The organism is Microbacterium hanjuni (assembly GCF_043556395.1).
Classification (GTDB): Bacteria; Actinomycetota; Actinomycetes; order Actinomycetales; family Microbacteriaceae; genus Microbacterium.
In genome coordinates, this window is record NZ_JBIGIK010000003.1 from 223185 (window position 1) to 247264 (window position 24080).

Here is a 24080-nt window from a genome sequence, read left to right on the forward strand (position 1 = left end):
GTTCCATCCTGGCGTCTTCAGCGCCGCTCTGGCTCACGCCACCGAGAACACCCGGCGGCCGGCCCGGCTCCGCGTGGCTGGAGCGCACGGTAGCCTGGCCTGAGGAGGCACGACACATGTACATCATCGCTTTGATCCTGCTGCTGGGCGGCATCTTCCTCGTGGGTATCTCGTTCTCACTGGTCCCGGTGCAGGCGCTGGTGTTCATCCTCGGTATCCTCTGCGTCGCGGGAGCCCTTGCCATTCCGGTGCACTTCAGCGGGGCCAAGTCCCACCGCTGAGCCGGTCACGGCCGCTCGTCCAACGACGCCGACGGTGAGACGGGGATCCGCCCGCTCGCCCCGGAGCTCAGCTCGGCATCATCGGTGACGAGCACGTCGGCCTGCAGAACGGCCACGGCCAGGTACTCGGCCAGCGGCGTGTCATCCCACTGGAGTTCCGCGGCCAGCTTCCACGCCGTCGCCCGAGACACCCGGTCTCCGAGCAGCCGCACGGTGAGGCCCGCCAGATCACGCAGCTGTGCCTGCGCCGTTCGTTCATCGAGATCGCCGTCGCGTACCTCCCGGTAGAGCAGCGACAGCGCGTGAGAGCGAAGGACCGACGGGGCGACGAGCTGGTCCCCCGCCGCGACCGGTATCCGCTCCCGAACGATCAACAGAGCCGTCGGGGCATCGATCGCGAATCTCGTCATGATTCAGGGTGCCGCGGCGCTTCCTCCCGCGCAACGCTTCTGCGGGGTCCTGCCGTGCAACGTCGCGGCGGTTTCTGCCGTTCGATGTCCCGGCAGACGCTGCCTGTCAACGCCGCAGCAGTGCCTGCCATCCAGGTCGCGGCAATTCCTGCCTTCTAACGCCGCAGCGATCCGTCGATCCGGGACCGCGACCATCAGAACGGCGGGCTGCTCCCCCGTGGATGTTCCGGGTGATCGGCCTCGGCGACGAAACGGACACCGGCAGCTTCACGCAGCCCCCGTCGAGACCCGGCCGGCCGACCTCGGTCGGCGGCGCCCATCTCCCATGGCTGCAACGCCCGCTTCGCCGGCGGGTCGGGAATGTAGGCGGATCGTGGCGGCGGCTCATCGACGTAGACGCGGCCGGTCGGCGTCGTCCATTCGATGCGTCCTCCCGGGAGCTGTTCGACTCCCCACCCGGGCATGTGTTTGAGCGAATGATGTCGTCGACAGAAGTACGAGAGGTTGCAGGCCTCGGTCGCACCTCCCAACGCGGCATCCACGTTGTGGTCGAGATCGCACCGGTGCGCCGGCATCCGACACCCGGGGCATCGGCATCGTCGGTCCGTCGCCGATCGGTAGCGCTTCAGGTCGGCGTTCGGCGTATAGCGGTCGACAGCGAGCACGGCGCCCGTGATCGGGTGCGTCAAGACGCGATCCCAGCCGGTCGCATCACCGGCGAGCTCGCGGGCGGCGTCCGCATCGACCGGGCACCGCCCGTCGAGTTCGACCAGCTCATCTTCGACCCCGGCCAGCGTCAATACGGGAACGGTGACCTGCACGAGCGCGCGAATCGCCCCCAACTCCCCGTCCCCGTCACCCGAGCGCGTGGGATCGAGCGCCGGACTTGCGGCGAGAAGCAGATCGGTGAGCACGTCGACCCGGATCTGACCCAGGGTGCGCTCGTCGACCGCCGAAAGATCGACCGCATCTCCGGCGGCGACGGCAGCACGGAGGGCATCACCGTCGGCCTTCGCGTGGTTCTTGACGATCTTCGCTTGCTGGGTCAGCCGGTCCTGGATGCCGTAGGCGTGCACGGAGGGCATCACCGCGGAGAGCCGCGACATCCCGTCGGCGAGGTCGAGCACGCTCACCGCGCGCTGCTCGCGGGCGAGCAGATGCCGCTCGGTCATCGAGCGCGGGTTCAGGCGTTCCCCCATCCCACGCACCGCAGCGCGAAACCGCCCCACCGACTCCCTCTCGGCCACCTCGAGCGCGGCGGCCTCGAACGCCGCTCGCGCCTCGGGGTCGTCGATGCCGGCACCGGCGTCGACGAGCGCCGTCATGTGACCGCGCGAGATGCGTCCTTTGGCGAGAGCGGTCACGGTGGCCGGGAAGAGCGCGACCGTCTGCGCGGCATCCGTGATGAAGCCCTGCATCACCCGATCGCTCACGCGCACGGCAGCCGCCACCTCGGCTGAGATCTCACGCAGCGGCATCTCGCGCACTGCTCGCCGTTCGCCGAGACGGTCGCGCTGCTGGTCGGCGAGCGAGCCGAGCGTTGCCAGAGCATGAACGCGCAATGCCTCGAGTGAAGCGATCCCTCGCTGCGTCTCCTCGATGATCGTGACCAACGATTGCAGAGCCGACAGTTCCGCGTCGGTCGCCACCGCCGGATGGCGGGCGTCGGAGGGGGTTTCGCTCATGAGAAGAGCTTCTCACCAACCTCGGACATTGCTTCGAATGTCCGAGGTGACCTCAGCCGCGACCGCCGGGCGGTCCGATCACCAGGAGGACGACGAAGACCGCGGCCACCGCGGCGATCACCACCGCTGCCAGGACCCCGGGCCGGGCGAGAAGGAAGCGCAACGCCCGGTCGACCGGACGCTGATCACGAGGGTCGTCCGATGCCCGCACTCGCCACTCGCCGCCCAGCCGACCAGTCCGCTGCAGCCACCGCTCGACGGGCAGGGTCGCGTAGGGAACGATCGCGCTCCCGATCGCCACCGACGCCGTTCCGAGGCCCCACCGCTGGTTGAGGGCGACCACGAGCGCGGTCGCCCCGTACGCGAGGAACACGAAGCCGTGGATGCTGCCGCCCACCGTCACCGCAAGGCTCACATCGAACAGCGCCCGAGCGATCAGCCCCACGATCAGCAAGGTCCACGAGATCATCTCCGCGATCGCGAGGATACGAAACAGGGACATCGGGGTGCGAAACACGGGTCTCCTCGGAGGCTCGGAGATTCCACCCTACGAAGGGCGCGCGGCAGCGCCCAGCCGTTTACCGTGCCGTCGAGACATCAACGCCGGCGGGCGGCCGCGATCCCGATCGAAACGAGCAGGATCAACAGCCCGGCGAAGGCCACCATGGAGGCGTACACCTCGAACGTTTCCTGGTCCATACGTCGAGCCTAGGGACGGGCCGGCGCAGCCGGAAGAGAAAGCCGGATGAACTCCCGATGGCCGCAAGCTCACCCAGGGCGATCTCCCCGGGCACCCTCTACCGCGACGGGGCGCGCACGTGAGGTGGAGTAGAGGAAATAGACCGGGATCGCCACGAAGAGCAGGAGGGAGATGACCGGGTTGAGGAACGCGACCCCCAGTGCGGCGATGACCGGGGTACCCGCCCACGCGACCTCGGCGACGCTGCGCCGCATCCAGGCGGCATCGCTCGGGCGTCTGAGAAGGTGCGGCCGGCGAGCGAGAACCCGCGTCATCGCCAGCCACGCGATCATCACCACGAGCGCCGCGGCCGCATACGCCACGCACGCGATGACTCCATCGAGGTGATCGGTTCCGCGGATCGACTGGGACAGGAGCGCGGTCGGCCACGGGAGGAGGGAGACCCCGAGAAGGAGCAGCAGGTTGAACACCACGATCACCGGCTCGACGCGCTTCACTCTCGCGAAGACCGTGTGGTGATGAACCCAGATCCCCGCGATCGTGAGGAAGGCCGCGAGGTAGGCGACGAACGACGGCCAGGCGGCCAACAGCTCTTCACCGAACGACCCCGACGTCGGCACCGGCAGATCGAGCACAAGAAGCGTGATGGAGATGGCGAACACCGCGTCGCTGAACATCACGACTCGGGCGGACGTGAACGACGGGACCTCCCTTGCCCGCTGCCGCCCCGCCCTCTCCCGCCCCACCTCGCCTCCCCTTGCGTGGAGAGTAGCGCCAACCCCACCGACGGCACCACCCTGCCCCGGCCCGGGCCGCCTCGAGAGGGAAGGGCATGAAGAAGGGGGCGGATGCCGCAGCATCCGCCCCCTTCTTCGACTCGGCTCAGAAGTCCCAGTCGTCGTCTTCCGTCGCCTCGGCCTTGCCGATGACGTAGGACGAACCGGAGCCGGAGAAGAAGTCGTGGTTCTCGTCGGAGTTCGGCGAGAGCGCGGACAGGATCGACGGGCTCACATCGGTCACGGACGACGGGAACATCGCCTCGTAACCGAGGTTCATCAGGGCCTTGTTGGCGTTGTAGTGCAGGAACTTCTTGACGTCCTCGGTCAGACCAACGCTGTCGTAGAGATCCTGCGTGTACTGCACCTCGTTGTCGTAGAGCTCGTACAGCAAGGAGAAGGTGTAGTCCTTGATGTCCTGACGCTCCGCCTCGGAGACGCGCTCGAGGCCCTTCTGGAACTTGTAGCCGATGTAGTAACCGTGCACGGCCTCGTCACGGATGATGAGGCGGATGAGGTCGGCCGTGTTCGTCAGCTTCGCCCGCGACGACCAGTGCATCGGCAGGTAGAAGCCGGAGTAGAACAGGAACGACTCCAACAGGGTCGAGGCGACCTTGCGCTTGAGGGGCGAATCGCCGCGGTAGTACTCCATGACGATCTGCGCCTTCTTCTGAAGGTACGGATTCTCCACCGACCACCGGAACGCCTCGTCGATCTCCTTCGTCGAGCACAGCGTCGAGAAGATCGAGGAGTAGCTCTTGGCGTGCACCGACTCCATGAACGCGATGTTCGTGTAGACGGACTCCTCGTGCGGGGTGATCGCGTCGGGGATGAGCGACACGGCGCCCACGGTGCCCTGGATCGTGTCGAGCAGGGTCAGCCCCGTGAACACGCGCATCGTCAGGGTCTGCTCATCGGGTGTCAGCGTGTTCCACGACTGGATGTCGTTGGACAGCGGCACCTTCTCGGGCAGCCAGAAGTTGTTCACCAGGCGGTTCCAGACCTCGAGGTCCTTGTCGTCCTGGATGCGGTTCCAGTTGATGGCCTGGACGTGGTCCAGGAGCGGGAGCTTCTCGCTCATCGTTCGTCCTTCGTTGCCGGTCGGATGATCAGAGCGTGCAGCTGACGCACTCGGTCATGTCGGTGCCCTCGAGCGCCATCTGGCGCAGGCGGATGTAGTAGATCGTCTTGATGCCCTTGCGCCAGGCGTAGATCTGAGCCTTGTTGATGTCGCGCGTGGTCGCGGTGTCCTTGAAGAACAGCGTGAGCGACAGGCCCTGGTCGACGTGCTGCGTCGCCGCGGCGTACGTGTCGATGACCTTCTCGTAACCGATCTCGTACGCGTCCTGGTAGTACTCCAGGTTGTCGTTCGTCATGAACGGCGCCGGGTAGTAGACGCGGCCGAGCTTGCCTTCCTTGCGGATCTCGACCTTCGCGGCGATCGGGTGGATCGAGCTCGTGGAGTTGTTGATGTACGAGATCGAACCGGTCGGCGGCACGGCCTGCAGGTTCTGGTTGTAGATGCCGTACTGCTGGATCGACGCCTTCAGCTCGGCCCAGTCCGCCTGGGTCGGGATGTGGTGACCCGCGAACATCTCCTTCACCTTGTCGGTCTGGGGAACCCATTCCTGCTCGAGGTACTTGTCGAAGAACTCCCCCGAGGCGTAGGTCGAGTCCCAGAAGCCGTCGAAGACCGAACCACGGTCGATCGCGATCCGGTTCGACGCCCGCAGCGCGTGGAACAGCACCGTGTAGAAGTAGATGTTCGTGAAGTCGATGCCCTCTTCGGAGCCGTAGTACACGTGCTCGCGCGCCAGGTACCCGTGCAGGTTCATCTGGCCGAGGCCGATCGCGTGGGAGCGGTCGTTGCCGTCCTCGATCGAGCGCACCGAGCGGATGTGGCTCTGGTTGCTCACCGCGGTGAGGGCCCGGATGCTGGTCTCCACCGTGCGTCCGAGGTCTCCGCCGTCCATCGCCAGGGCGATGTTGAGCGAACCCAGGTTGCAGGAGATGTCCTTGCCGATCTGGTTGTACGAGAGGTCTTCGTTGTAGGTCGTCGGGGTGTTGACCTGGAGGATCTCGGAGCACAGGTTCGACATGTTGATCCGGCCCTTGATCGGGTTGGCCTTGTTCACCGTGTCCTCGAACATGATGTACGGGTAGCCCGATTCGAACTGGATCTCGGCGAGGGTCTGGAAGAACTCGCGAGCCTTGATCTTGGTCTTCTTGATGCGCGCGTCATCGACCATCTCGCGGTACTTCTCGGTCACCGAGATGTCGCCGAAGGGGACGCCGTAGACCTTCTCGACGTCGTACGGCGAGAAGAGGTACATGTCCTCGTCGTTCTTCGCCAGTTCGAACGTGATGTCGGGCACGACGACGCCGAGCGACAGCGTCTTGATGCGGATCTTCTCGTCAGCGTTCTCACGCTTGGTGTCGAGGAACCGCATGATGTCGGGGTGGTGCGCGTTGAGGTACACCGCGCCCGCGCCCTGACGCGCGCCGAGCTGGTTGGCGTAGCTGAAGCTGTCTTCGAGCAGCTTCATCACGGGGATGATGCCGCTGGACTGGTTCTCGATCTGCTTGATCGGGGCGCCGGCCTCGCGGATGTTCGACAGCAGCAATGCCACGCCGCCGCCGCGCTTGGACAGCTGCAGGGCGGAGTTGATGCCGCGGGCGATCGACTCCATGTTGTCTTCGATGCGCAGCAGGAAGCACGACACGAGCTCGCCGCGCTGCGCCTTGCCGGTGTTGAGGAACGTCGGGGTGGCGGGCTGGAAGCGGCCGGAGAGGATCTCGTCGACGAGTTCGAGGGCGAGCTTCTGGTCGCCGTCAGCGAGACCGAGAGCGGTCATCACCACGCGGTCCTCGAAGCGCTCGAGGTAGCGCTTGCCGTCGAACGTCTTCAGGGTGTAGCTCGTGTAGTACTTGAACGCGCCCAGGAAGGTCTCGAAACGGAACTTCTTACCGTAGGCGAAGTCGTTGATCTCCTGCAGGAACTCGAACGGGTACTGCTCGAGCACGGCGGGCTCGTAGTACTCCTTCTCGACGAGGTAGTCGAGACGCTCCTTGAGGGAGTGGAAGAACACCGTGTTCTGGTTGACGTGCTGCAGGAAGTACTCGCGGGCAGCGCGCTTGTCGGCGTCGAACTGGATCTTGCCGTTCGCGTCGTACAGGTTGAGCATCGCGTTGAGGGCGTGGTAATCCATGCCCTCGAAGCGGGCCTGGGTCGCCAGGTCCATTTCCTTCAGTGCTGCTTCCACCATTGATCCAATCCTTCGCCGACGCGGTCCACGTCTTCGGGCGTGCCGAACAGTTCGAGCCGGTACAGGTGCGGCACGGAGCACTTGCGGCTGATGATGTCACCGGCGAGACCGAAGTGCTCACCGAAATTCGTGTTGCCCGCGGAGATCACTCCGCGGATGAGGCTTCTGTTGTGTTCGTCGTTCAGGAAACGGATGACCTGTCGAGGAACGGCACCCTTCTCCTCGCCGCGCCCCTGACCCCCGCCGTAGGTGGGGGTCACGAGCACGAAGGGTTCGTCGACGTGGAGCTCGGGATCGCTCGGCAGAAGAGGGATTCGCGCGGCCCGCATCCCCAGCTTCTCGATGAAACGTGCGGTGTTGCCCGACACGCTCGAGAAGTAGACCAGGAGCAGCGAAGCGTCGGCGCTGGATCGCACCGGATCACCGACCGCGACCGCGGCACTCATCTCCACGGCCCCGAACCCTGTCTCTCGATCAGGCCAGTCGCGAAGCGAGTTCGTTGATCTTGTCGGGACGGAAGCCCGACCAGTGGTCTTCGTCGGTGATGACCACCGGCGCCTGGAGGTAACCCAGGGCCTTCACCTGCTCGAGAGCGCCCGCGTCCTGCGAGAGGTCGAGCACCTCGTATTCGATCCCCTTCGAGTCCAATGCGCGGTACGTCGCCGTGCACTGCACGCACGAGGGCTTCGTGTACACCGTGATAGCCATAAGAACCGTTTCTCCCCTCAAAACCTGTGCTGTGCCCGGTGGTACCCCGCCGGGAGCTCAATACTACATATGGGTGCCGACATCGGAAGTCACCACAAGGGGTAGTAGTTACATTCGTGTAGTTTTCCACCGCTCTCCCCAGATACAACACATGTTGTCCACCGATTCATCCACAGGCGGCAGCTTTTCTCGCAGGCCCTGCAGACGCCGAATCCCGCGGTTTTCGCGGCGCCGTCGCAGATCCATCCACAGGGGCGACGGTACGAGCACCCTCCGACACCGGATACCTGTGGAATCGGACGCCTCGGCGTGTCGCCGCGACGTGTCGCCGCGTGTCCCCGAGGAGGGGTCGAAGTCGGTAGCGTGGACAGGTCATGGCTGGGTACAAGGATCTGCTGCAGACGCGGGGCATCGCGCGGATCATGGCCGCGCAGCTCACCGCTCGTTTTCCCAACGGGATGACGAGCCTCGCCATCCTGCTGCACATCGAGCAGGTCACCGGCTCGTACGGCGCTGCCGGCCTCGTGCTCGCCGCCACCTCCGTCGGTCAGGCCATCTCCGGACCCATCACGAGCCGGTGGATGGGTCGGTGGGGCATGCGCCGCGTGCTCGTGCTGACCCTCGTCGTCTGCGCGGCCGCGATCACCGCGCTGGCGCTCGTGCGGCTCCCGGTGCCGGGGTACATGGCCCTCGCCCTGCTCGCGGGACTCGCCACGCCCCCCGTGCAGTCAGCCGTGCGCACCATCTACCCGAAGATGGTGTCCTCGCGCCAGCTCACCCCGCTCTTCTCCCTCGACGCCTCCCTGCAGGAGATCATCTGGATCGTCGCCCCGGTGGTGACCACATTCGTGGCCACCCAGATCGGCACCGTGGAGGCCCTGCTGCTGGTGGTGGCGATCCTCATCGGCGGCGGGGCGTGGTTCATCCTCTCCCCCGAGGTCGGTCGCGTCCGCATCCCCCGCAGCCGCCGCGGCATCGGCCGCGTGCTCGCCAAGCCTCCCGTGCTGCTGGCCACCGTCACCGGGTTCCTCCTCATCGGGGCGTGCTCCGCGGTCGAGGTGGGCGTCGTCGCCACCTTCGGTCACGGCGGCGCCGAGGCCGGCATCATGCTCGCGATCTTCTCGATCGGCAGCCTCACCGGCGGCCTGAGCTTCGGCCACATCCCGATGGGGCCGTGGGCGATGGCCCGACGCCTCGCGATCGTCGCCGCCGGCCTCGCGCTCACCCTCTTCTCGCTCGACATCTGGTGGCTGGGCGGCACGCTCTTCCTCGCCGGGATCGGCATCGCCCCCGCGCTCGCGGTGATCTTCGCCATCACCTCAGCCAGCGTGCGCTTCAGCGAGACGGCCGAGGCGTACGGCTGGGTCGGTACCGGACAGCTCATCGGCGCCGCTGCCGGTTCCGCAGTCGCCGGGTTCCTCATCGATGCCGGTGGCGCACCGGGCGCTTACGTCGCGGCGGTGGTGTTCGCCGTGGCCGGCGTCGTGGTCTCGGTCGTCTTCGTCCGCGGCTTCCCCGACCTCCGTGGTCGCGACGCTGCCCCCACGCCCGACACCGAGCCGGTCCCCACGATCACCTGAGGCACTGCTGGGTCCGGTGATAGCTGCCGCATAGGGCGGTGACGTTGGGTGGTCGCATCGACCGGAGGAGAGCCCATGACCGACCCGCGCTGGACAGACGAGAACGGCCGCGAGATCGACGAGGACCACCGTGGTCTCGTCTACGACATCCAGACCCTTGTCGGCCGGCGCCGCGCCCTCGGCATCTTCGGTGGCGTCGCGCTCACCACTCTCCTCGCGGCGTGCGGAGCCACGACGAGTACAACGGATGCTGCGACCGCCCCGACCGACACGGCTTCACCGAACGCGACCCCGACCGCCTCCCGCACGGCGAGCGCGGCAGCATCCGCCGCTGTCGACGAGGTGCCGGACGAGACCGGTGGCCCTTATCCCGCGGACGGCTCGAACGGAGTGAACGTGCTGGACGACTCCGGCATCGTGCGCAGCGACATCCGCTCCTCGTTCGGTTCGTCCACCACCGTCGCGGGCGGGGTGGCGCTCACCATCGCCCTCACGGTGCGCGACGCGACGAGCGGGGAGGCCCTCGCCGGTCGCGGCGTCTACCTCTGGCACTGCGACCGCGCCGGCGACTATTCGCTCTACAGCTCGGGGGTCGAGAATGAGAACTACCTGCGCGGGGTGCAGCAGACCGACGCGAACGGCACGGTGACCTTCACCTCGATCTACCCCGCCTGCTACAGCGGACGGTGGCCCCATATCCACTTCGAGGTCTACCAGGACGTCGCGACGGCCGTCGCGACGGGCCCCATCGTCAAGACCTCGCAGATCGCACTACCCGCCGAGACGAACGACCTCGTCTACGCGACGGCGGGATACGAGCAGAGCGTTCGCAACCAGGCGCAGGTCTCCCTCGCTGGGGACATGGTCTTCGGCGAAGACGGCGGAATCCATCAGATCGCCTCGATGGCCGGTTCCGTGGGCGCCGGATACACCGCGTCACTCACCATCGGGGTCTGATCCCGCGGGGCCGATCGACGGCGCTGATTCGGCGGCGTTACCGCCGTGTAAACGTTCCCACTCGCATCTGGCGCTCGGCCCCGTCCCCTCCCCACACTGACTTGGTCAGTTGTACAACTCGGAGGCGGGACGATGGAAAGCGATATCCGGCAGGTCGCCGCAGCTCTCAGCGGGATGACGAGCTGATGCGCCGCATCCCGCCCCAGCAACGCCGGGAAGAGCTCGTCGCGGCAGCGATCCGGGTGATGGCGCAGAGGGGCGTCCCCGCCGCGACCACCCGGGCGATCGTCGCCGAGGCCGACATGCCCCTCGGCGCCTTCAGTTACATCTTCGGCACGCAGGACGAACTCATGCACGCGGTCATCGAGACCGTCACGGAGCAGGAGCGGTTCGCCGCGCAAGCGGGCTCGATCGCCGCCACCTCGGTGGAAGCCGCCATCCGCAACGGTCTGAACGCCTACATCGACCTGCTCGTCGCGCACCCCGAGCGCGAGTTGGTCTCACTCGAACTCGGACTGTTCGCCGCTCGGCATCGCACGGTTAAGGAGCCGACGCAGTGGGAGACGTACTTCTCCTCCGGAGCGCAGATGCTGCAGTACGCGGCCGACCTCACCCGAACGCGATGGACCGCGCCCACGGCCGAACTCGCGCGCCCCCTGGTGGCCTTCATCGACGGCATCACCCTGGCATGGCTTGCCGATCGCGACACCGACGCCGCGCGGCGGACGGCTGCGTTCGCCGCCGCGTCCATCGCATCCCACAGCCGCCCGCTCCGAACCCAGGAAGTACGAGATGCTCACTGAAACCGACCAGAAGGTGTTGGCGTCGATCAACCTGCACGCCGTCTTCGGGGCGCTCCCCCGCCTCGCCGAGCTCGCGCCCGAAGCCCGCGAGCTGCTGGCAGGCCTGGGCGCTCCGGTCTCGCTCACCCTGTCGGTCGCCGGAGGCGACTCGACCCGGCTCCACTGCCGCCGCGACGGCATCTCGGCGACCGACCCGACCCCGGGAGCGACGAAGGCGCGGCTGCTGTTCCGCTCCGCGCAGCACCTGAATGCCGTGGTCACGGGCACGGCCCAGCCGATCCCGCTCGCGGGGCTCGCCGGGCTGCGCTTCCTGACGAGCGTCTTCACGCCGCTCACGGTGCTGCTCGGCCGCTACCTGCGACCCTCCGCCGACGACCTCGCCGATCCGGAGTTCGCCGATACGAGTCGGATGCTGCTGCTCGACGTGGCCGTCTCCGCCATCGCCGTCGTCGCCAACGACGATCGCTCGGGCCGCTTCAGCGCCTCGCACATGAGCGACGGCGACCTCGACATCACCGTCGGCGACGCCCTCCGCTACCGCCTGCGTGTCCGCGACCACGCGATCACACGCGCCGAGGTCACCGATTCCGCCCCCCGTGCCGTGTTCGGTTTCGCCGACCTTCGAACGGCCGGCGACGTCCTCGCCGGCCGCGAGAGCGCCCTCGCCTGCGTCGGCGACGGGCGCATCGCGCTGCGCGGTTACATCCCCCTCGTTGACAACACCAGCCGCATCCTCGACCGTGTCGGTCAATACCTCGGAAAGTGAGCACCGAATGAGCATCGCCTCCGCGCCAGCATCCACGACCGCCCCGTTCGACTTCACCCGCAGTCTGGAGACCTTCGCGCGGGCCCGCCGCGTGATCCCCGCGGGCATCCCCGGGCACCTCGGTCCGACCGAGGGGCTGCACCTGCCCTACGACAAGTTCCCGAAGTTCTCCCGTCGCGCCGAGGGCACCCGGTTCTGGGACATCGACGGCAACGAGTTCATCGACTACATGTGCGGTTACGGCCCCAACATCCTGGGCTACAACGACCCCGACGTCGTCGCCGCCGCGGTGGCGCAGGCCCGGCTCGAAGACGTCGTGAGCCTGCCGTCCGACATCATGGTGGATTTCGCGGAACTCCTCGTCGACCAGGTGGCGAGCGCCGACTGGGCGATCTTCGCGAAGAACGGCGGCGACACCACGACTCTCGCGATCATGACCGCCCGCGCGGCCACGCTCCGCAAGAAGGTCGTCTTCATCAAGGGCTTCTATCACGGCGTCGCCCCGTGGACCCAGAAGCTCGATTACCCCGGGGTGCTCGAGGAGGACGTGGCGAACAACCTCTACGTGCCGTGGAACGACATCGCAGCCCTCGAGACCCTGCTGTCGGATCACCGCGGCCACGTCGCAGCCCTGATCGCCACTCCTTACATGCACGGCAACTTCCTCGACAATGCGCTGCCCGCCGACGGCTACTGGCAGGCCGTGCGCAGGCTCTGCGACCTGCACGGCGTCGTGCTGATCGTCGACGACGTGCGCGCGGGATTCCGCCTCGACCTCGCCGGCAGCGACCACTTCTTCGGCTTCGAAGCCGACCTCATCTGCTTCTGCAAGGCCTTGGCGAACGGCTACAACGTCTCGGCCCTGATGGGGAAGGATTCGCTCCGCGAAGCGGTGAGCGCCATCACCTACACCGGCAGTTATTGGATGAGCGCCGTGCCGTTCGCCGCTGGAATCGCCACGCAGCGGAAGCTTCGCGAGATCGATGCGCCCGCCCTGTTCCAGCGCTTGGGGACGCGCCTCACCGACGGTCTGGTCGACGCGGGCGCCAGCCAGGGTTTCGAGCTCGTCGTCTCCGGCGCCCCGGCGCTGTTCTACCTGCGCATCGCCGACCCGGCCGACTCGCTCTTCCTGCACCAGGAGTGGATCGCCGAATGCGTGCAGCGCGGCGCCTACCTCACCTCCCATCACAACCACTTCATCAACGCCGCCCTCACCGACGCCGACATCGACCGCACCGTCGAGATCGCGCACGAGGCCTTCGGTATCCTCCGCGACCGCCACCCCGAGGCGGTTTGATCATGGCGACTCCGGTCCTCACCCCCACCCGTTCCCGCGCGATCGCCGTCGGCGGGGTCTTCGCCCTGCAGGGCGCGGGCTACGCGGTCGTGGTGACGGCCCTGCCGTCGTTCCAGTCCCGGATCGGTTTGGATGCTGCGGCCCTGTCGATCATCCTGCTCGGCGTCTGCGTCACCGCGGCGCTCGGCTCGGTCGTCGCCGACGCCGTCGCGATCCGCCGCAACAGCAGGCAGGCCGTCGCCCTCGGCTTCGCCGTGCAGGCCGCGTCGTTGCTCGTGATGGCGACCGCGTCGCTTCCGGCCCTCTTCATCGGTGCAGCGTTGATCTACGGTCTCGGACTCGGGATCGTCGACGCGGCTTCCAACATGCAGGCGGTCCTCGTGCAGCGCGGACACGTCGTGCCCCTCCTGGGCCGCTTCTACGCGGCCTACACGGCCGGCGCCATCCTCGGCGCGATGACGATGTCGGGGGCGTTCGCCGCCGGCATGGGAGCGATGGCCGCCTTGATCGCCGCGGCGGTGCTGCAGATCGTGCTGGTCGTCGTCGCGACCCGCCACCTCGATCCCGAGCGGGCGGCACGCGCCCCGCGCGAGGCGAGAACAGCGCGGACGCCCCTTCCTCGCCGAGCGATCGTGGTGACGGGTTTGGTCGTGCTGGCCGCATTCACGATCGATTCGGCCATCAGCTCGTGGGGCACCGTGCACCTCACCGGCCTCGGCGCCGCCGCCGCCCTCGCTCCGGTCGGGTACGCGGTCTACCAGGCGGCCGTTCTTCTCGTGCGTCTCGCCGCCGACTTCCTCGTCCGCTGGGTCGGCACTCCCCTCGTCCTGGCCGGTGCGGTCATCGCCGGGGCGCTCGGCGGCCTCGTGGTCGCGTTCGCCGACGCGCCCACGGCAGCGATCGCGGGGTTCGCCCTCAGCGGGCTGGCCGTGGGCGCACTCGTGCCGATCGCCTTCACCCGAGCGGGCGGCATCGATCCCGCCCGCAGCGACGAGGTGATCGCGCGCGTCAACCTCTTCAACTACGCCGGCGCCGTCTTCGGTGCTGTCGGGGTGGGTCTGGTGATCGACGCGGGCGGCGCCTCCCTGGCTTTCCTGCTCCCCGTTCTGCTCCTCGCGACCGCCCTCCCTGCCGTGATCGCCTCACGCCGCTAACCTCGTCGCATCCCATCCGGATGCGCACCCGCCCTGCCGCCCTCGTCCGAATGGAGGTCTACCGCCGCACTTCCACCTCGACCCGAGGAGTCGACCATGCGAATCTCCGACCCGCCGACCCCGGCGACGAGCGATGCACCTCGGCGCGGATGGGTGGCCGCGCTCCTCACGGCGGTCGTGGGTGTGGCCATCGGCTGGTTCGCGCCCATCTCGATCCTCCTTCCCGCGCAGGCGGCCACGCTCGCAGGTGATGGCGGGAAAGAGGCTCTGCTCGCCCTCGTGATCGGGTCGGGCGCCGGCGCCTCGATGCTCGCGAACCCCGCGTGGGGCGCACTGTCGGATCGGGTCCGCGCGAGGACGGGAAGCCGGACTCCCGTACTGCTGGCCGGCACCGCCGTCGGCCTGGTCGGACTCGTCCTGCTCGCCGTGGCGACGGCTCCTGCCGTGATGCTGACGGGATGGATCGTCACCCAGATCGGCCTGAACGGACCCTTCGCGGTGTTGGCTGCTTCGATCGCCGACCGGGTCCCCGAGCGGCGTAGAGGATGGGTGGGTTCGCTGTTCGGCGTGGCGCAGCTCGTCGGGACCGTGGTGGGCACAGCACTGGCGACGGTCACCGGTGGTGGAGCGATCGGCTACATCGCCGTGGTGATCGCCGTGCCGCTGCTCGTGCTGCCGATCGTCTTCACCCGTCCGGGTTCCCCACCGGTGGCGGCGGAGCGCGTTGCGCCGGCAGCCGACGAGGGCCGGATCTCGTGGCGTGTCAGCGGCACCTTCGTGGCTGCCTTCCTCCTGCGCTTCCTCATCAACCTCGTGAGCGCCCTCGGGCTGTTGTACCTCTTCTTCTTCCTCACCGACCGTGCAGGCATCGACGTTCCCGACACCTGGGTCCTCGTGCTGACCGTCTGCTACGCCGCCGTCGCGATGATCAGCGCGGTGGTCGGCGGCGCCCTCTCCGATCGTTATCACCGTCGGCGACCGGTGATGGCGGCAGCATCCCTCCTGCTCGCTCTCGGAGCCGTGGCCATGGCCTTCGCCGTCGATATCCCGTTCATCATCGCCGCGGTGGTCGTGCTCGGTATCGGCTACGGGGCGTTCCTCGCCGTGGACGTCGCGATCGTCACCGACGCGCTGCCCGACGCCCGCACCCGGGGTACGCTGCTGGGCGTCGCGAACCTGGGCAGCTCGCTGCCCCAAGTACTCGCCCCCGTCATCGCGGCACCCGTGGTGACCGGGGTCGGCGGGTACACCGCCCTCTATCTCGCCACTGCGGTGGTCGCCCTGCTCGCCCTCCCCTTGATCCCGCTGCTGCGGGGCATCCGATGACCGCGCTCCCCACCCCTCAGCTGAACGGAACCTCCCGCCGGTGACCGACGACCCCGTCCGCGCGACCGACCTGACCCTGCTCGAGCAGGCCGCCCTCCTCAGCGGCGCCGACGTCTGGGAGACCCGCCCGATCCCCCGGCTCGGCGTTCCCGCGATCTGGATGTCGGATGGACCGCACGGACTTCGCAAGCAGGAGAGCGACGCCGACCACCTCGGTCTGGGGCAGAGCGAACCCGCCGTGTGTTATCCGACCGCGGCGACGATCGGAAACACGTGGGACGAAGACCTCGCCACCGAACTCGGGAAGGCTCTCGGGCGGGAAGCGGCCGCCAAGGGCGTGCAGATGCTCCTCGGACCGGGCCTGAACATCAAGCGGAGCCCCCTCGGGGGTCGTAATTTCGAGTACCTGTCCGAAGACCCGGAGCTGGCAGGCCGGATGGCGGCCGCCTACGTCCGCGGCATCCAGTCCGAGGGCGTCGCCGCGACGCCCAAGCATTTCGCGGTCAACAGTCAGGAGCTGCGCCGCCTCGTGTCGGACTCGGTGCTCGATGAGCGCACGCTGCGAGAGCTGTACCTCACGGGATTCGAGATCGTCGTCCGCGAGTCGGCACCGTGGGCGATCATGTCGGCGTACAACCTGGTCAACGGAACGTACGCGCACGAGAACGCCCACCTCCTCACCGACATCCTCCGGGGGAAATGGGGCTTCGACGGGGTCGTCGTGTCGGATTGGGGCGGGTCGAACGACCCTGTCGCCGCGGCGGCGGCCGGCGGCACCCTGGAGATGCCCTTCCCGGGGTTCGCGTCGGTGCGCGCGCTCGTTTCGGCGGTCGAGAACGGCACCCTGGCCGCGAGTGATCTGCAGGCCCGCGTCGACGAGATCCTCACCCTCACGCGCCGCGTGAACCCGCGCGAGACGTCGGTCGTGGTGGACGACGACGCCCACCACGCGCTCGCGCGGCGGGCGGCCGCGGAGGGGATCGTGCTGCTGCGCAACGAGAGCGACGTCCTTCCGCTGGCGCCCGCCACCCGGGTCGCGCTCGTGGGCGCTTTCGCGGACGCACCGCGGTATCAGGGCGCCGGATCGTCGGTGGTGAACCCGACGCGGTTGACGAACCTCCGTGACGCGATCGCCGAGACCCCGCTCGCGCTCGCGGGGTATGCGCCCGGCTACCGACCCGACGGCACGACCGATGACGGGCTGCTCGCCGAGGCCGCACGGCTCGCCGGCGGCGCGGACGTGGCCGTCGTCGCGCTCGCGATCCCCGATGCCGATGAGAGCGAGGGGCGCGATCGTCCCCACCTTCGGCTTCCGCAAGCGCAGATCGACGCCCTGCGCGCCGTCGCCGGGTCTGGAACGCCCGTGGTCGCGGTGCTGGCCGGCGGCGGTCCGGTCGAGATGCCGTGGCTGGGTGACACGGCCGCGCTGCTGCACACCTACCTCGGGGGCCAGGCCGGTGCCGAAGCGGTCTGGGACGTCGTGACGGGCGCCGTGAACCCCGGTGGGCGTCTGGCCGAGACCCTCCCCGTCGAAGCAGGCGACACCCCCGCATCGCGGGCGTTCCCCTCCGACCACCGCACGGCCGAGTACCGCGAGGGGCTCTACGTCGGCTACCGCTACAGCACCAGCGCCGGCGTGGCGCCCGCCTTCCCGTTCGGATTCGGGCTGAGTTACACCCGATTCGCGTACAGCGAGCTCGCGCTCACCGAGTCCGAAGCATCCTTCACCGTCACCAACACCGGAGACACCGCCGGCTCCGACGTCGCTCAGCTCTACGTCGCCCGCACTTCGCCCAGCGCGGTCTACCGGCCGGCCCGAGAACTGAAGGGATTCGCGAAGGTGCGCCTCGCCGCCGGAGAGAGCACCCGGGTATCCCTCCCCTTCGGCGAGCGCACCTTCCGCTTCTTCGACGTCCGCACCTCCGACTGGGAGGTCGAGGCGGGCGACTACGAGATCCTCGTCGGACCGAACAGCGCCGACCTGCCGCTCCGGGCGATCCGCCACCTCGACGGCACCGTCCCCGCGGGCCACGGCGACCCGGCCCTGGCGGCTTACGCGGCGGCCGACGTCGGCCAGGTAGCCGACGCGGCCTTCGCGGCGCTGCTCGGACGAGCCGTGCCCGAACGCGAGTGGATCTCTCCCCCGTTCGACCGCAACACCCCGCTCGATCAGCTGCGCCGCTCGCCGAGCCGACTGGTGCGGTTCGCCTTCGGCTTCGTGGAGCGCGCGAAACGGCGCGCGGACGCGCAGAGCTATCCCGACATCACGATGGCGTTCATCTTCACCGCGCCGTTGCGCACCCTCGACAAGCTGACCATGGGAACCTTCACCCCGGTGTTCACGGACGCCGTGATGCGCATCGCCGACGGTCGGGTGATCCGCGGTCTCGGGGGAGCGGTGCGCGCCTTCCTCGGCGGACGTCGCGCCGACCGCCGCACACGTCGACAGGTCGCTCGAGCGTCGGGGAGCAAGGCGTGAAAGCTGCGCGTCACAAGAGCGCAGCGACCTCGGGGCGAGCGCGGCCGCTCAGGCGAGTCGGCTCAGGAGCGCCGCCACGGCGAGGGCGTACGCGTCGGACGGCTCGGGGTGGCGGAAGGTGAGGTTGTCCCCGCCGATCACCGCTTCGACCTCGTAGGTGTCATCCAGGCGGCGGAGGGCCCGGAACCCGCCGCGCAGCATCTCGCGCAACTGCTCCTCGGTCGGCAGCCAGAGCGCGTCCTGCAGCGCCACGGAATCCAGGGCCCACTCGGTCGTGCCGTTGAACGCGAGGATCGTGCCCGTCGAATAGGCACGCGCCTCGATCGTCATCTCGCTCACCGTGAACACGTCGGCGTCGAATTCGGGCTCGTCGAGCTGGAACCGGTCGCCCGAACGCGGCCGCCACACCAGGCCGGCGTCGCGCAGGGCTTGAGCTGATTCCGTCGAGATCATCCCTCTATTGTGCCGACCGCCACGCGGGCCGGCCGCGTCACGGGCGATGAATAGCATGGCGGTATGCCATCTCCCCTCTCGCTCCCCCGCCTCACCTGGGGCGACCCCGCAGCGGAGCGCTCGGCCCTGCTCGTGCACGGGCTCGGCTCCAACGGTGCGCTCATGTGGCGCTACGGCACGGCGCTGGCCGACGCCGGCTGGCGCGCGGTCGCGGTCGACCTCCGCGGGCATGGCACAGCACCCCGCGCGCTGGACTACACGATCGAGGCGTACGCGAGCGACGTGGCCCGCACGCTTCCCGACGGCGCGGGCACCTGGGACCTCGTACTCGGCCACTCGCTGGGAGCCGCCGCGGCCACCGTCGCCGCGGCGCGCCTGCCCGAGTGGACGCGCAGCCTTGTACTGGTCGACCCGGCGATCATGCTCACCGACCGGGACCGCGCCGCCGTTCGGGAGGGACTGGAAAGCGCCTTCGACGATTCCTCGCTCGACGCCGTGACCGCCGCGCACCCGCACTGGCACCCGCAGGATGTCGAGCTCAAGGCGCAGGCGACCCGTGAGGCCAGCCGATGGGCGGTGGAGCAGACCAGCGAGCAGAACGCCCCGTGGGACGTCCGCGCCGATGCCGCCCGCCTCGAGGTGCCGACCCACGTCATCGCCGCCGACCCCGCCGTGCACTCGCTGTTCACCGGCGGGCTGGCCGACGAGGTGCTCCGCAACCCGCGCATCACGATGGAGGTCATTGCGGGCGCCGGTCATTCGGTGCACCGCGACCGCCCCGAGCAGGCCACGGCCGCACTTCTGGCCGCGCTCGCTTGAGCCCGTGCCCTCCCGGCGGAGGACAATAGGCAAGTGACCGACTTCGACCCGACCGGGATCCTCCCCGACGACCTCCTCGACCGCTTCCGCGAGCGTGCGGCGGTGCACGACCGGGACAACACCTTCCCCGAAGACGACCTGCGCGACCTGCAGGCAGCCGGGTACCTGGCGATCCTCGTGCCGACCGACCGCGGCGGTCTGGGGCTCGGGCTGGCCGAAGCATCCGTTCTCCAGCAGCGCCTCGCCACCGCCGCGCCGGCGACGGCGCTCGCGATCAACATGCATCTCGTCTGGACGGGCGTGGCGAAGGTGCTGCGCGACCGCGGCATCGACGACCTCGCTTTCGTGCAGGAGGGCGCAGCCGCCGGCGAGGTGTTCGCCTTCGGCATCAGCGAGGCCGGCAACGACCTCGTGCTCTTCGGCAGTGACACGGATGCTGCTCCCACCCCCGAGGGCGGCTACGCCTACACGGGGACGAAGATCTTCACGTCGCTGTCACCGGTGTGGACGCAGCTCGGCGTGCACGGCCTGGACACCACCTCGGCCGACGCCCCGAAGCTCGTCTACGGCTTCCTCCCCCGCACCGACGCGGTCGTCTCCCGGGAGGACTGGAACACCCTCGGCATGCGGGGCACCCAGAGCCGAACGACCGAGCTGCACGGGGCGGTCGCGCCCGCCGACCGCATCGTCCGGCGCGTCTCGCCCGGACCCCAGCCCGACCCGATCGTCTTCGGCATCTTCAGTGTGTTCGAGATCCTGATCGCCTCGGTGTACACCGGCATCGCGCGTCGGGCCCTCGACCTGGCGGTGGCAGCAGCATCCGGTCGCCGTTCGAAGAAGACCGGCAAGGCGTACAGCCAGGATCCCGACATCCGCTGGCGCGTCGCCGACATGGCTCTCGCCTACGACGCCCTCCCGCCCCAGGTCGCCGCGTTGGCCGCCGACGTCGACGGGCAGGTCGATCACGGCTCCCGGTGGTTCGGCCTCCTGTCCGGGGTCAAACACCGCGCGGTCGTCATGGCCAAGCAGGTCGTCGACGACGCCATCCTGGTCGCCGGCGGCTCGGCGTATTTCGCGTCGAACGAGTTGTCCCGGCTGTACCGCGACGTGCTGGCCGGCATGTTCCACCCCTCCGACCCCGAGTCGGCGCACTCCACGCTCGCGAGCGCGTGGCTCGGTCCGATCGAGCCCTAGCCGCTCATGCGAGGATGACGACATGCCCCCTACCCCCACGGCGCTGCTGAGCCCCGCCGATCAGGAACGGCGCCGTGCGCTGCAGCGGATGAAGGCAGTCGCGCTCGGCGCGCTCGTGCTCATGGCGGTGGTGTTCGCCGTGGCGTTCGTGCTGCAGACGCGCTACCCCTGGCTGCAGTGGGTGCGCGCCGCGGCCGAGGGCGGCATGGTCGGCGCCCTCGCCGACTGGTTCGCGGTGACCGCCCTGTTCCGCCGGCCCTTGGGGCTCCCCATCCCCCACACCGCGATCATTCCGCGCCGCAAGGACGAGATCGGAAGCTCGCTGGGCGAGTTCGTCGAGACCAACTTCCTCTCGGGACAGGTGGTCCGCGAGCGGCTCGAGTCCACGCCCCTCGCCGCCCGCCTCGGCGCCTGGCTGCAGCAGCCCGCGCACGCCGAGCGCGTCGCCACCGAGGGCGCGACCGTCGCCACCGCGGTGCTCAACGCACTGAGCGATGACGACGTCGGAGACCTCATCGAAGACCTCGCCCGCGAACACCTCATCGCCCCCGACTGGGCTCCGTCCCTCGGCGGCTGGCTCGGCAAGGTCGTCGAGACCGGCGCCCACCACGGCGCGGTCGACCTCGCTGCCGACCACATCTCCACCTGGCTCGCCGACAACCCCCAGACCTTCGACGGACTCGTTTCGAAGCGGCTGCCGTCGTGGGTGCCCGGCATGGTCGTGCGCCTCATCGACGACACCCTCTACCGCGAGGCCGTCTCCTTCGTCGCTGCCGTCCGCGCCGACGACGACCACCCGGCCCGCCGCGCGATCGACGACTACCTCGCCCGACTGTCCGACAGCTTGCAGCACGACCCCGAGACCATCGGTCGACTGGAGGATGCGAAAGCATCGGTGTTCGACAGTCCTCGCGTGCGCGGACTCGCCGCCGAGGCCTGGGAGACGGCCAAGACCGGGCTGCTCACCGCCCTCGCCGACCCCACCAGCGGCCTGCGCGTGCGGGCGGCGGCCGCCCTGGTCGAAGTCGGCGACCGGTTGACGACGGACGCTGCCCTGCAGCGCCGCGTCGACGGCTGGGCGATCGGCGCCGCGGTCTTCCTGGTCGAGCGCTACCGTCACGACATCGCCTCGATCATCACCGACACGGTGCAGCGCTGGGATCCCGCCGAGACGACCGAGAAGATCGAGCTCATGGTGGGGCGCGACCTGCAGTACATCCGGTTGAACGGCACGATCGTCGGCGCCCTGGCCGGCGTGACGATCTTCACTCTCGCCCACCTCGTGCTCGGCGGGGCGGTAGCCTGAGCGCGTGGCCGCAGCCTTCGCCGACCAGGCGCTCTTCTCCTACGGCACACTGCAGCGCCCCGAGGTGCAGCTCGACACCTTCGGCCGACTCGTGAGCGGCGAGAGCGACGTGCTCCCCGGCTTCCGACTGGTGGACATCGAGATCACCGACCGCCGCGTCGTCGCCGTGTCCGGCTCCGCCGTTCACCCGGTGCTCCACGCCACCGGAAGCGACTTGGACAAGGTCGTCGGCACGGTGCTGATGATCACGGAGGACGAGCTCGACGCGGCCGACGAGTACGAGCTCGAACGCTACCGTCGGGTGCTGCTCCCGCTCGCGAGCGGACGCGACGCCTGGGTGTACATCTCAGCGGACGGGGCAGGCGAATGATCCAGCTCGTGCTGGTCCGCCACGCGTCCGCCGAACACGGCGGGGTGGACCTCGACGATCACGAGCGTCCGCTCACCTCGCGGGGTGTGCGCGACGCGGTGGAGTCGGCGAAACGCACGCTGCGTTCGGGAGCGCGCCCGGAGGTCGTGCTCGCCAGCACAGCGGTGCGGGCCCGCGACACCGCCGCGGCCTTCGGCGCCGCGTTCGGCGCGGACGTCACGGAGCGCGCCGACCTGTACGCCGCCCCCGCCGCCGTGATGCTCGACGTGGCGCGCGCGAACGGTGCCGCCGAGATCGCGATCGTCGCCCACGACCCCGGCATGAGCGCCCTGGTGAGCGAGCTCACCGGCGAGGACATCCCGATGGCCACGGGTGCCGTCGCGATCCTGACCTGGAGCGACGGCGACTGGGACGACGTCGGCATCCTCCCGCCCGACGAGGTCACCCTCATCAGCCCGAACTGACCTCGGGGGCTCCGCCCGGGTCTGTCGCGTGCGGGTGGTCGGGCGTAGCCTCGGTGCCATCGAGCGAGGAGGCAGGATGAGCGACATTCTCGACCTGGGCGGTGCGAAGGACGAAAAGGCCCGCCGCATGCTGGAGACCGACGAGATCGTCTGGTTCGCAACCGTGGGACGCGATGGCGAGCCGCACGCGGTGCCGGTCTGGTTCTACTGGTTCGACGGGAAGGTCATCGTCTTCAGCGAGCCCGACACGGTCAAGGTGAAACACGTCCGCGAAGGCTCACCCGTGCTCGTGCACCTGCAGGCGGGGGGACCGCACGCCGACGACGTCGTGATCCTCAACGGGCGCGCCGAGATCTCCGAGCGAGACGCAGCATCCTGGCTCGACGAGTTCGGCAACGCCTACGTCGAGAAGTATGCCGACGCGGTCGCCGCCTACGGCTTGCCGCTGCAGGACATCGTGTCGAAGTTCTCCACGGCGCTGGTGTTCACGCCGCAGCGTGCGCTGACCTGGTGACGTCGCTGACCCGGTAGGCGCGCGTCAGCGACCGTGCGCGCCACCCTCCACCGCGACGATGCGGTGGTCGGCGTCATGAGTGAGTTCGGTACTCAGGAACAGCTCGTCGACGGGAAGATGCAAGTCGAACCGGGCGAAGGCTGCCAGACGCAGCTCCCCGCCGCTCACCGTCACGTCGAGCACGTGCCCGCCGATCGATCTGTCCTCCGCGAGGAAGTGCACGTGCAGGCCCGCGACGGTGATGCCCTGGTAGATCGTGGGCGCCCAGAACCCGACGAGGGTGCCGGCGCGCCGCGTCACGACCGTCTCCACCTGTTGACGGGTCACCTCGTCGAGTGGGGGAAGGGGATGCTGTTGGCGCGGCGTGACGCGAAGACGGACGCTCGCGACGACACCGTCCCAGCGCACCGCGTGGAACAGGTTCCGGCTCAGCAGGCGTGATTCCACCTCTGCCGTGAACCCGTCGAGGTCGACGTCCGCCACGGTTACGGCCGTCGCGGCCGGAAACCGGCAGACGTCCGCGAACGGCAGGACGGCGTCGCCGAGCATCCGAGACGGCGGCCCATCGACCGTGCACTCGAAGGCCTCCCCGTCGAGCAGCACCACCTCGCCGCCGAGGCGGTCGCAGCATCCGAGGCCGAATCCCCCGTGATCGAGGGCGTCGGACACCGTCATCCCGGTCTCGTACGCACCCGCGAGGAGAGCGTCGAGCACCGCGAACTGCGTCAGGGGGTGCGGAGAAAGAACGGTTTCGGCTGGGCGAGAGGTCACG

The 24080-nt window shown here is 68.8% G+C and carries 25 protein-coding genes; 15 read left to right on the plus strand and 10 right to left on the minus strand.

What is annotated here, in order from left to right; translation table 11 throughout:
- Positions 1 to 116 precede the first annotated feature (116 nt).
- Entirely contained in the window at positions 117 to 281 is a 165-nt protein-coding gene (locus ACFXP5_RS13265) for a hypothetical protein (RefSeq protein WP_394528888.1), read from the plus strand.
- 5 nt (positions 282 to 286) lie between these two features.
- On the opposite strand, the gene ACFXP5_RS13270 is transcribed toward ACFXP5_RS13265, so the two are convergent.
- The 8 genes from ACFXP5_RS13270 to nrdH form a co-directional block, all read right to left on the minus strand.
- A complete protein-coding gene (locus tag ACFXP5_RS13270; RefSeq protein WP_394544960.1) occupies positions 287 to 691 on the minus strand; it encodes a hypothetical protein in 405 nt (134 codons plus the stop codon).
- A 194-nt stretch (positions 692 to 885) separates the two neighbouring features.
- Positions 886 to 2376 carry an HNH endonuclease signature motif containing protein gene (locus tag ACFXP5_RS13275; protein WP_394544961.1) on the minus strand — a complete coding sequence of 497 codons (1491 nt, stop codon included), beginning with the start codon at positions 2374 to 2376 and terminating at the stop codon, positions 886 to 888.
- A gap of 52 nt (positions 2377 to 2428) precedes the next feature.
- Positions 2429 to 2893, minus strand: coding sequence for a DUF3817 domain-containing protein (locus ACFXP5_RS13280; protein WP_394544962.1), 465 nt, complete (start codon positions 2891 to 2893; stop codon positions 2429 to 2431).
- A gap of 251 nt (positions 2894 to 3144) precedes the next feature.
- The gene (locus ACFXP5_RS13285) at positions 3145 to 3753 is read right to left on the minus strand and encodes a TMEM175 family protein (protein WP_394544963.1); all 609 of its coding nucleotides are present in this window, start codon (positions 3751 to 3753) and stop codon (positions 3145 to 3147) included.
- Between the two features lie 205 nt (positions 3754 to 3958).
- The gene (nrdF, locus tag ACFXP5_RS13290; protein ID WP_394528892.1) at positions 3959 to 4933 is read right to left on the minus strand and encodes a class 1b ribonucleoside-diphosphate reductase subunit beta; all 975 of its coding nucleotides are present in this window, start codon (positions 4931 to 4933) and stop codon (positions 3959 to 3961) included.
- 28 nt (positions 4934 to 4961) lie between these two features.
- Positions 4962 to 7118 (minus strand): class 1b ribonucleoside-diphosphate reductase subunit alpha, encoded by a 2157-nt coding sequence (nrdE, locus tag ACFXP5_RS13295; protein ID WP_394544964.1) that lies wholly within the window; start codon positions 7116 to 7118, stop codon positions 4962 to 4964.
- Positions 7100 to 7564, minus strand: coding sequence for a class Ib ribonucleoside-diphosphate reductase assembly flavoprotein NrdI (gene nrdI / locus ACFXP5_RS13300; protein ID WP_394545421.1), 465 nt, complete (start codon positions 7562 to 7564; stop codon positions 7100 to 7102). Before nrdI ends, nrdE begins: the two co-directional genes overlap by 19 nt.
- A 28-nt stretch (positions 7565 to 7592) precedes the next feature.
- Positions 7593 to 7826, minus strand: coding sequence for a glutaredoxin-like protein NrdH (gene nrdH, locus ACFXP5_RS13305; protein ID WP_394528894.1), 234 nt, complete (start codon positions 7824 to 7826; stop codon positions 7593 to 7595).
- A gap of 374 nt (positions 7827 to 8200) precedes the next feature.
- Here nrdH and ACFXP5_RS13310 point away from each other — a divergent pair, with 374 nt between their 5' ends.
- The 8 genes from ACFXP5_RS13310 (at position 8201) to ACFXP5_RS13345 (ending at position 18188) form a co-directional block, all read left to right on the plus strand.
- A complete protein-coding gene (locus ACFXP5_RS13310; RefSeq protein ID WP_394528895.1) occupies positions 8201 to 9406 on the plus strand; it encodes an MFS transporter in 1206 nt (401 codons plus the stop codon).
- A gap of 75 nt (positions 9407 to 9481) precedes the next feature.
- Positions 9482 to 10363, plus strand: a complete 882-nt coding sequence (locus ACFXP5_RS13315; RefSeq protein WP_394544965.1) for an intradiol ring-cleavage dioxygenase — start codon at positions 9482 to 9484, stop codon at positions 10361 to 10363.
- Positions 10364 to 10548: 185 nt separating this feature from the next.
- The gene (locus ACFXP5_RS13320; protein ID WP_394544966.1) at positions 10549 to 11166 is read left to right on the plus strand and encodes a TetR/AcrR family transcriptional regulator; all 618 of its coding nucleotides are present in this window, start codon (positions 10549 to 10551) and stop codon (positions 11164 to 11166) included.
- Positions 11156 to 11932 carry a hypothetical protein gene (locus tag ACFXP5_RS13325; protein WP_394544967.1) on the plus strand — a complete coding sequence of 259 codons (777 nt, stop codon included), beginning with the start codon at positions 11156 to 11158 and terminating at the stop codon, positions 11930 to 11932. Before ACFXP5_RS13320 ends, ACFXP5_RS13325 begins: the two co-directional genes overlap by 11 nt.
- 7 nt (positions 11933 to 11939) lie before the next feature.
- A complete protein-coding gene (locus ACFXP5_RS13330; RefSeq protein ID WP_394544968.1) occupies positions 11940 to 13229 on the plus strand; it encodes an aminotransferase class III-fold pyridoxal phosphate-dependent enzyme in 1290 nt (429 codons plus the stop codon).
- Between the two features lie 2 nt (positions 13230 to 13231).
- Entirely contained in the window at positions 13232 to 14383 is a 1152-nt protein-coding gene (locus ACFXP5_RS13335; protein WP_394544969.1) for an MFS transporter, read from the plus strand.
- Positions 14384 to 14479: 96 nt separating this feature from the next.
- Positions 14480 to 15709, plus strand: a complete 1230-nt coding sequence (locus ACFXP5_RS13340; RefSeq protein WP_394544970.1) for an MFS transporter — start codon at positions 14480 to 14482, stop codon at positions 15707 to 15709.
- Positions 15710 to 15749: 40 nt separating this feature from the next.
- Positions 15750 to 18188 carry a glycoside hydrolase family 3 C-terminal domain-containing protein gene (locus ACFXP5_RS13345; RefSeq protein WP_394544971.1) on the plus strand — a complete coding sequence of 813 codons (2439 nt, stop codon included), beginning with the start codon at positions 15750 to 15752 and terminating at the stop codon, positions 18186 to 18188.
- 48 nt (positions 18189 to 18236) lie between these two features.
- Here ACFXP5_RS13345 and ACFXP5_RS13350 read toward each other — a convergent pair whose 3' ends face one another.
- Entirely contained in the window at positions 18237 to 18641 is a 405-nt protein-coding gene (locus ACFXP5_RS13350; RefSeq protein ID WP_394528903.1) for a pilus assembly protein CpaE, read from the minus strand.
- Positions 18642 to 18704: 63 nt separating this feature from the next.
- Here ACFXP5_RS13350 and ACFXP5_RS13355 point away from each other — a divergent pair, with 63 nt between their 5' ends.
- The 6 genes from ACFXP5_RS13355 to ACFXP5_RS13380 all read left to right on the plus strand — a co-directional run bounded on the left by ACFXP5_RS13355 (position 18705) and on the right by ACFXP5_RS13380 (position 23308).
- The gene (locus ACFXP5_RS13355; RefSeq protein WP_394544972.1) at positions 18705 to 19460 is read left to right on the plus strand and encodes an alpha/beta fold hydrolase; all 756 of its coding nucleotides are present in this window, start codon (positions 18705 to 18707) and stop codon (positions 19458 to 19460) included.
- A 33-nt stretch (positions 19461 to 19493) separates the two neighbouring features.
- Positions 19494 to 20654, plus strand: a complete 1161-nt coding sequence (locus tag ACFXP5_RS13360; protein WP_394544973.1) for an acyl-CoA dehydrogenase family protein — start codon at positions 19494 to 19496, stop codon at positions 20652 to 20654.
- Between the two features lie 22 nt (positions 20655 to 20676).
- Positions 20677 to 21960, plus strand: coding sequence for a DUF445 domain-containing protein (locus ACFXP5_RS13365; protein WP_394544974.1), 1284 nt, complete (start codon positions 20677 to 20679; stop codon positions 21958 to 21960).
- A 4-nt stretch (positions 21961 to 21964) separates the two neighbouring features.
- Positions 21965 to 22330, plus strand: a complete 366-nt coding sequence (locus ACFXP5_RS13370) for a gamma-glutamylcyclotransferase family protein (protein WP_394544975.1) — start codon at positions 21965 to 21967, stop codon at positions 22328 to 22330.
- Between the two features lie 8 nt (positions 22331 to 22338).
- Positions 22339 to 22794, plus strand: coding sequence for a SixA phosphatase family protein (locus tag ACFXP5_RS13375; protein WP_394544976.1), 456 nt, complete (start codon positions 22339 to 22341; stop codon positions 22792 to 22794).
- A 76-nt stretch (positions 22795 to 22870) separates the two neighbouring features.
- Entirely contained in the window at positions 22871 to 23308 is a 438-nt protein-coding gene (locus ACFXP5_RS13380; RefSeq protein ID WP_394544977.1) for a pyridoxamine 5'-phosphate oxidase family protein, read from the plus strand.
- 24 nt (positions 23309 to 23332) lie between these two features.
- Here the strand turns inward: ACFXP5_RS13380 and budA are convergent, their stop codons facing one another.
- Entirely contained in the window at positions 23333 to 24079 is a 747-nt protein-coding gene (budA, locus tag ACFXP5_RS13385) for an acetolactate decarboxylase (RefSeq protein WP_394544978.1), read from the minus strand.
- Position 24080: the final 1 nt, after the last annotated feature.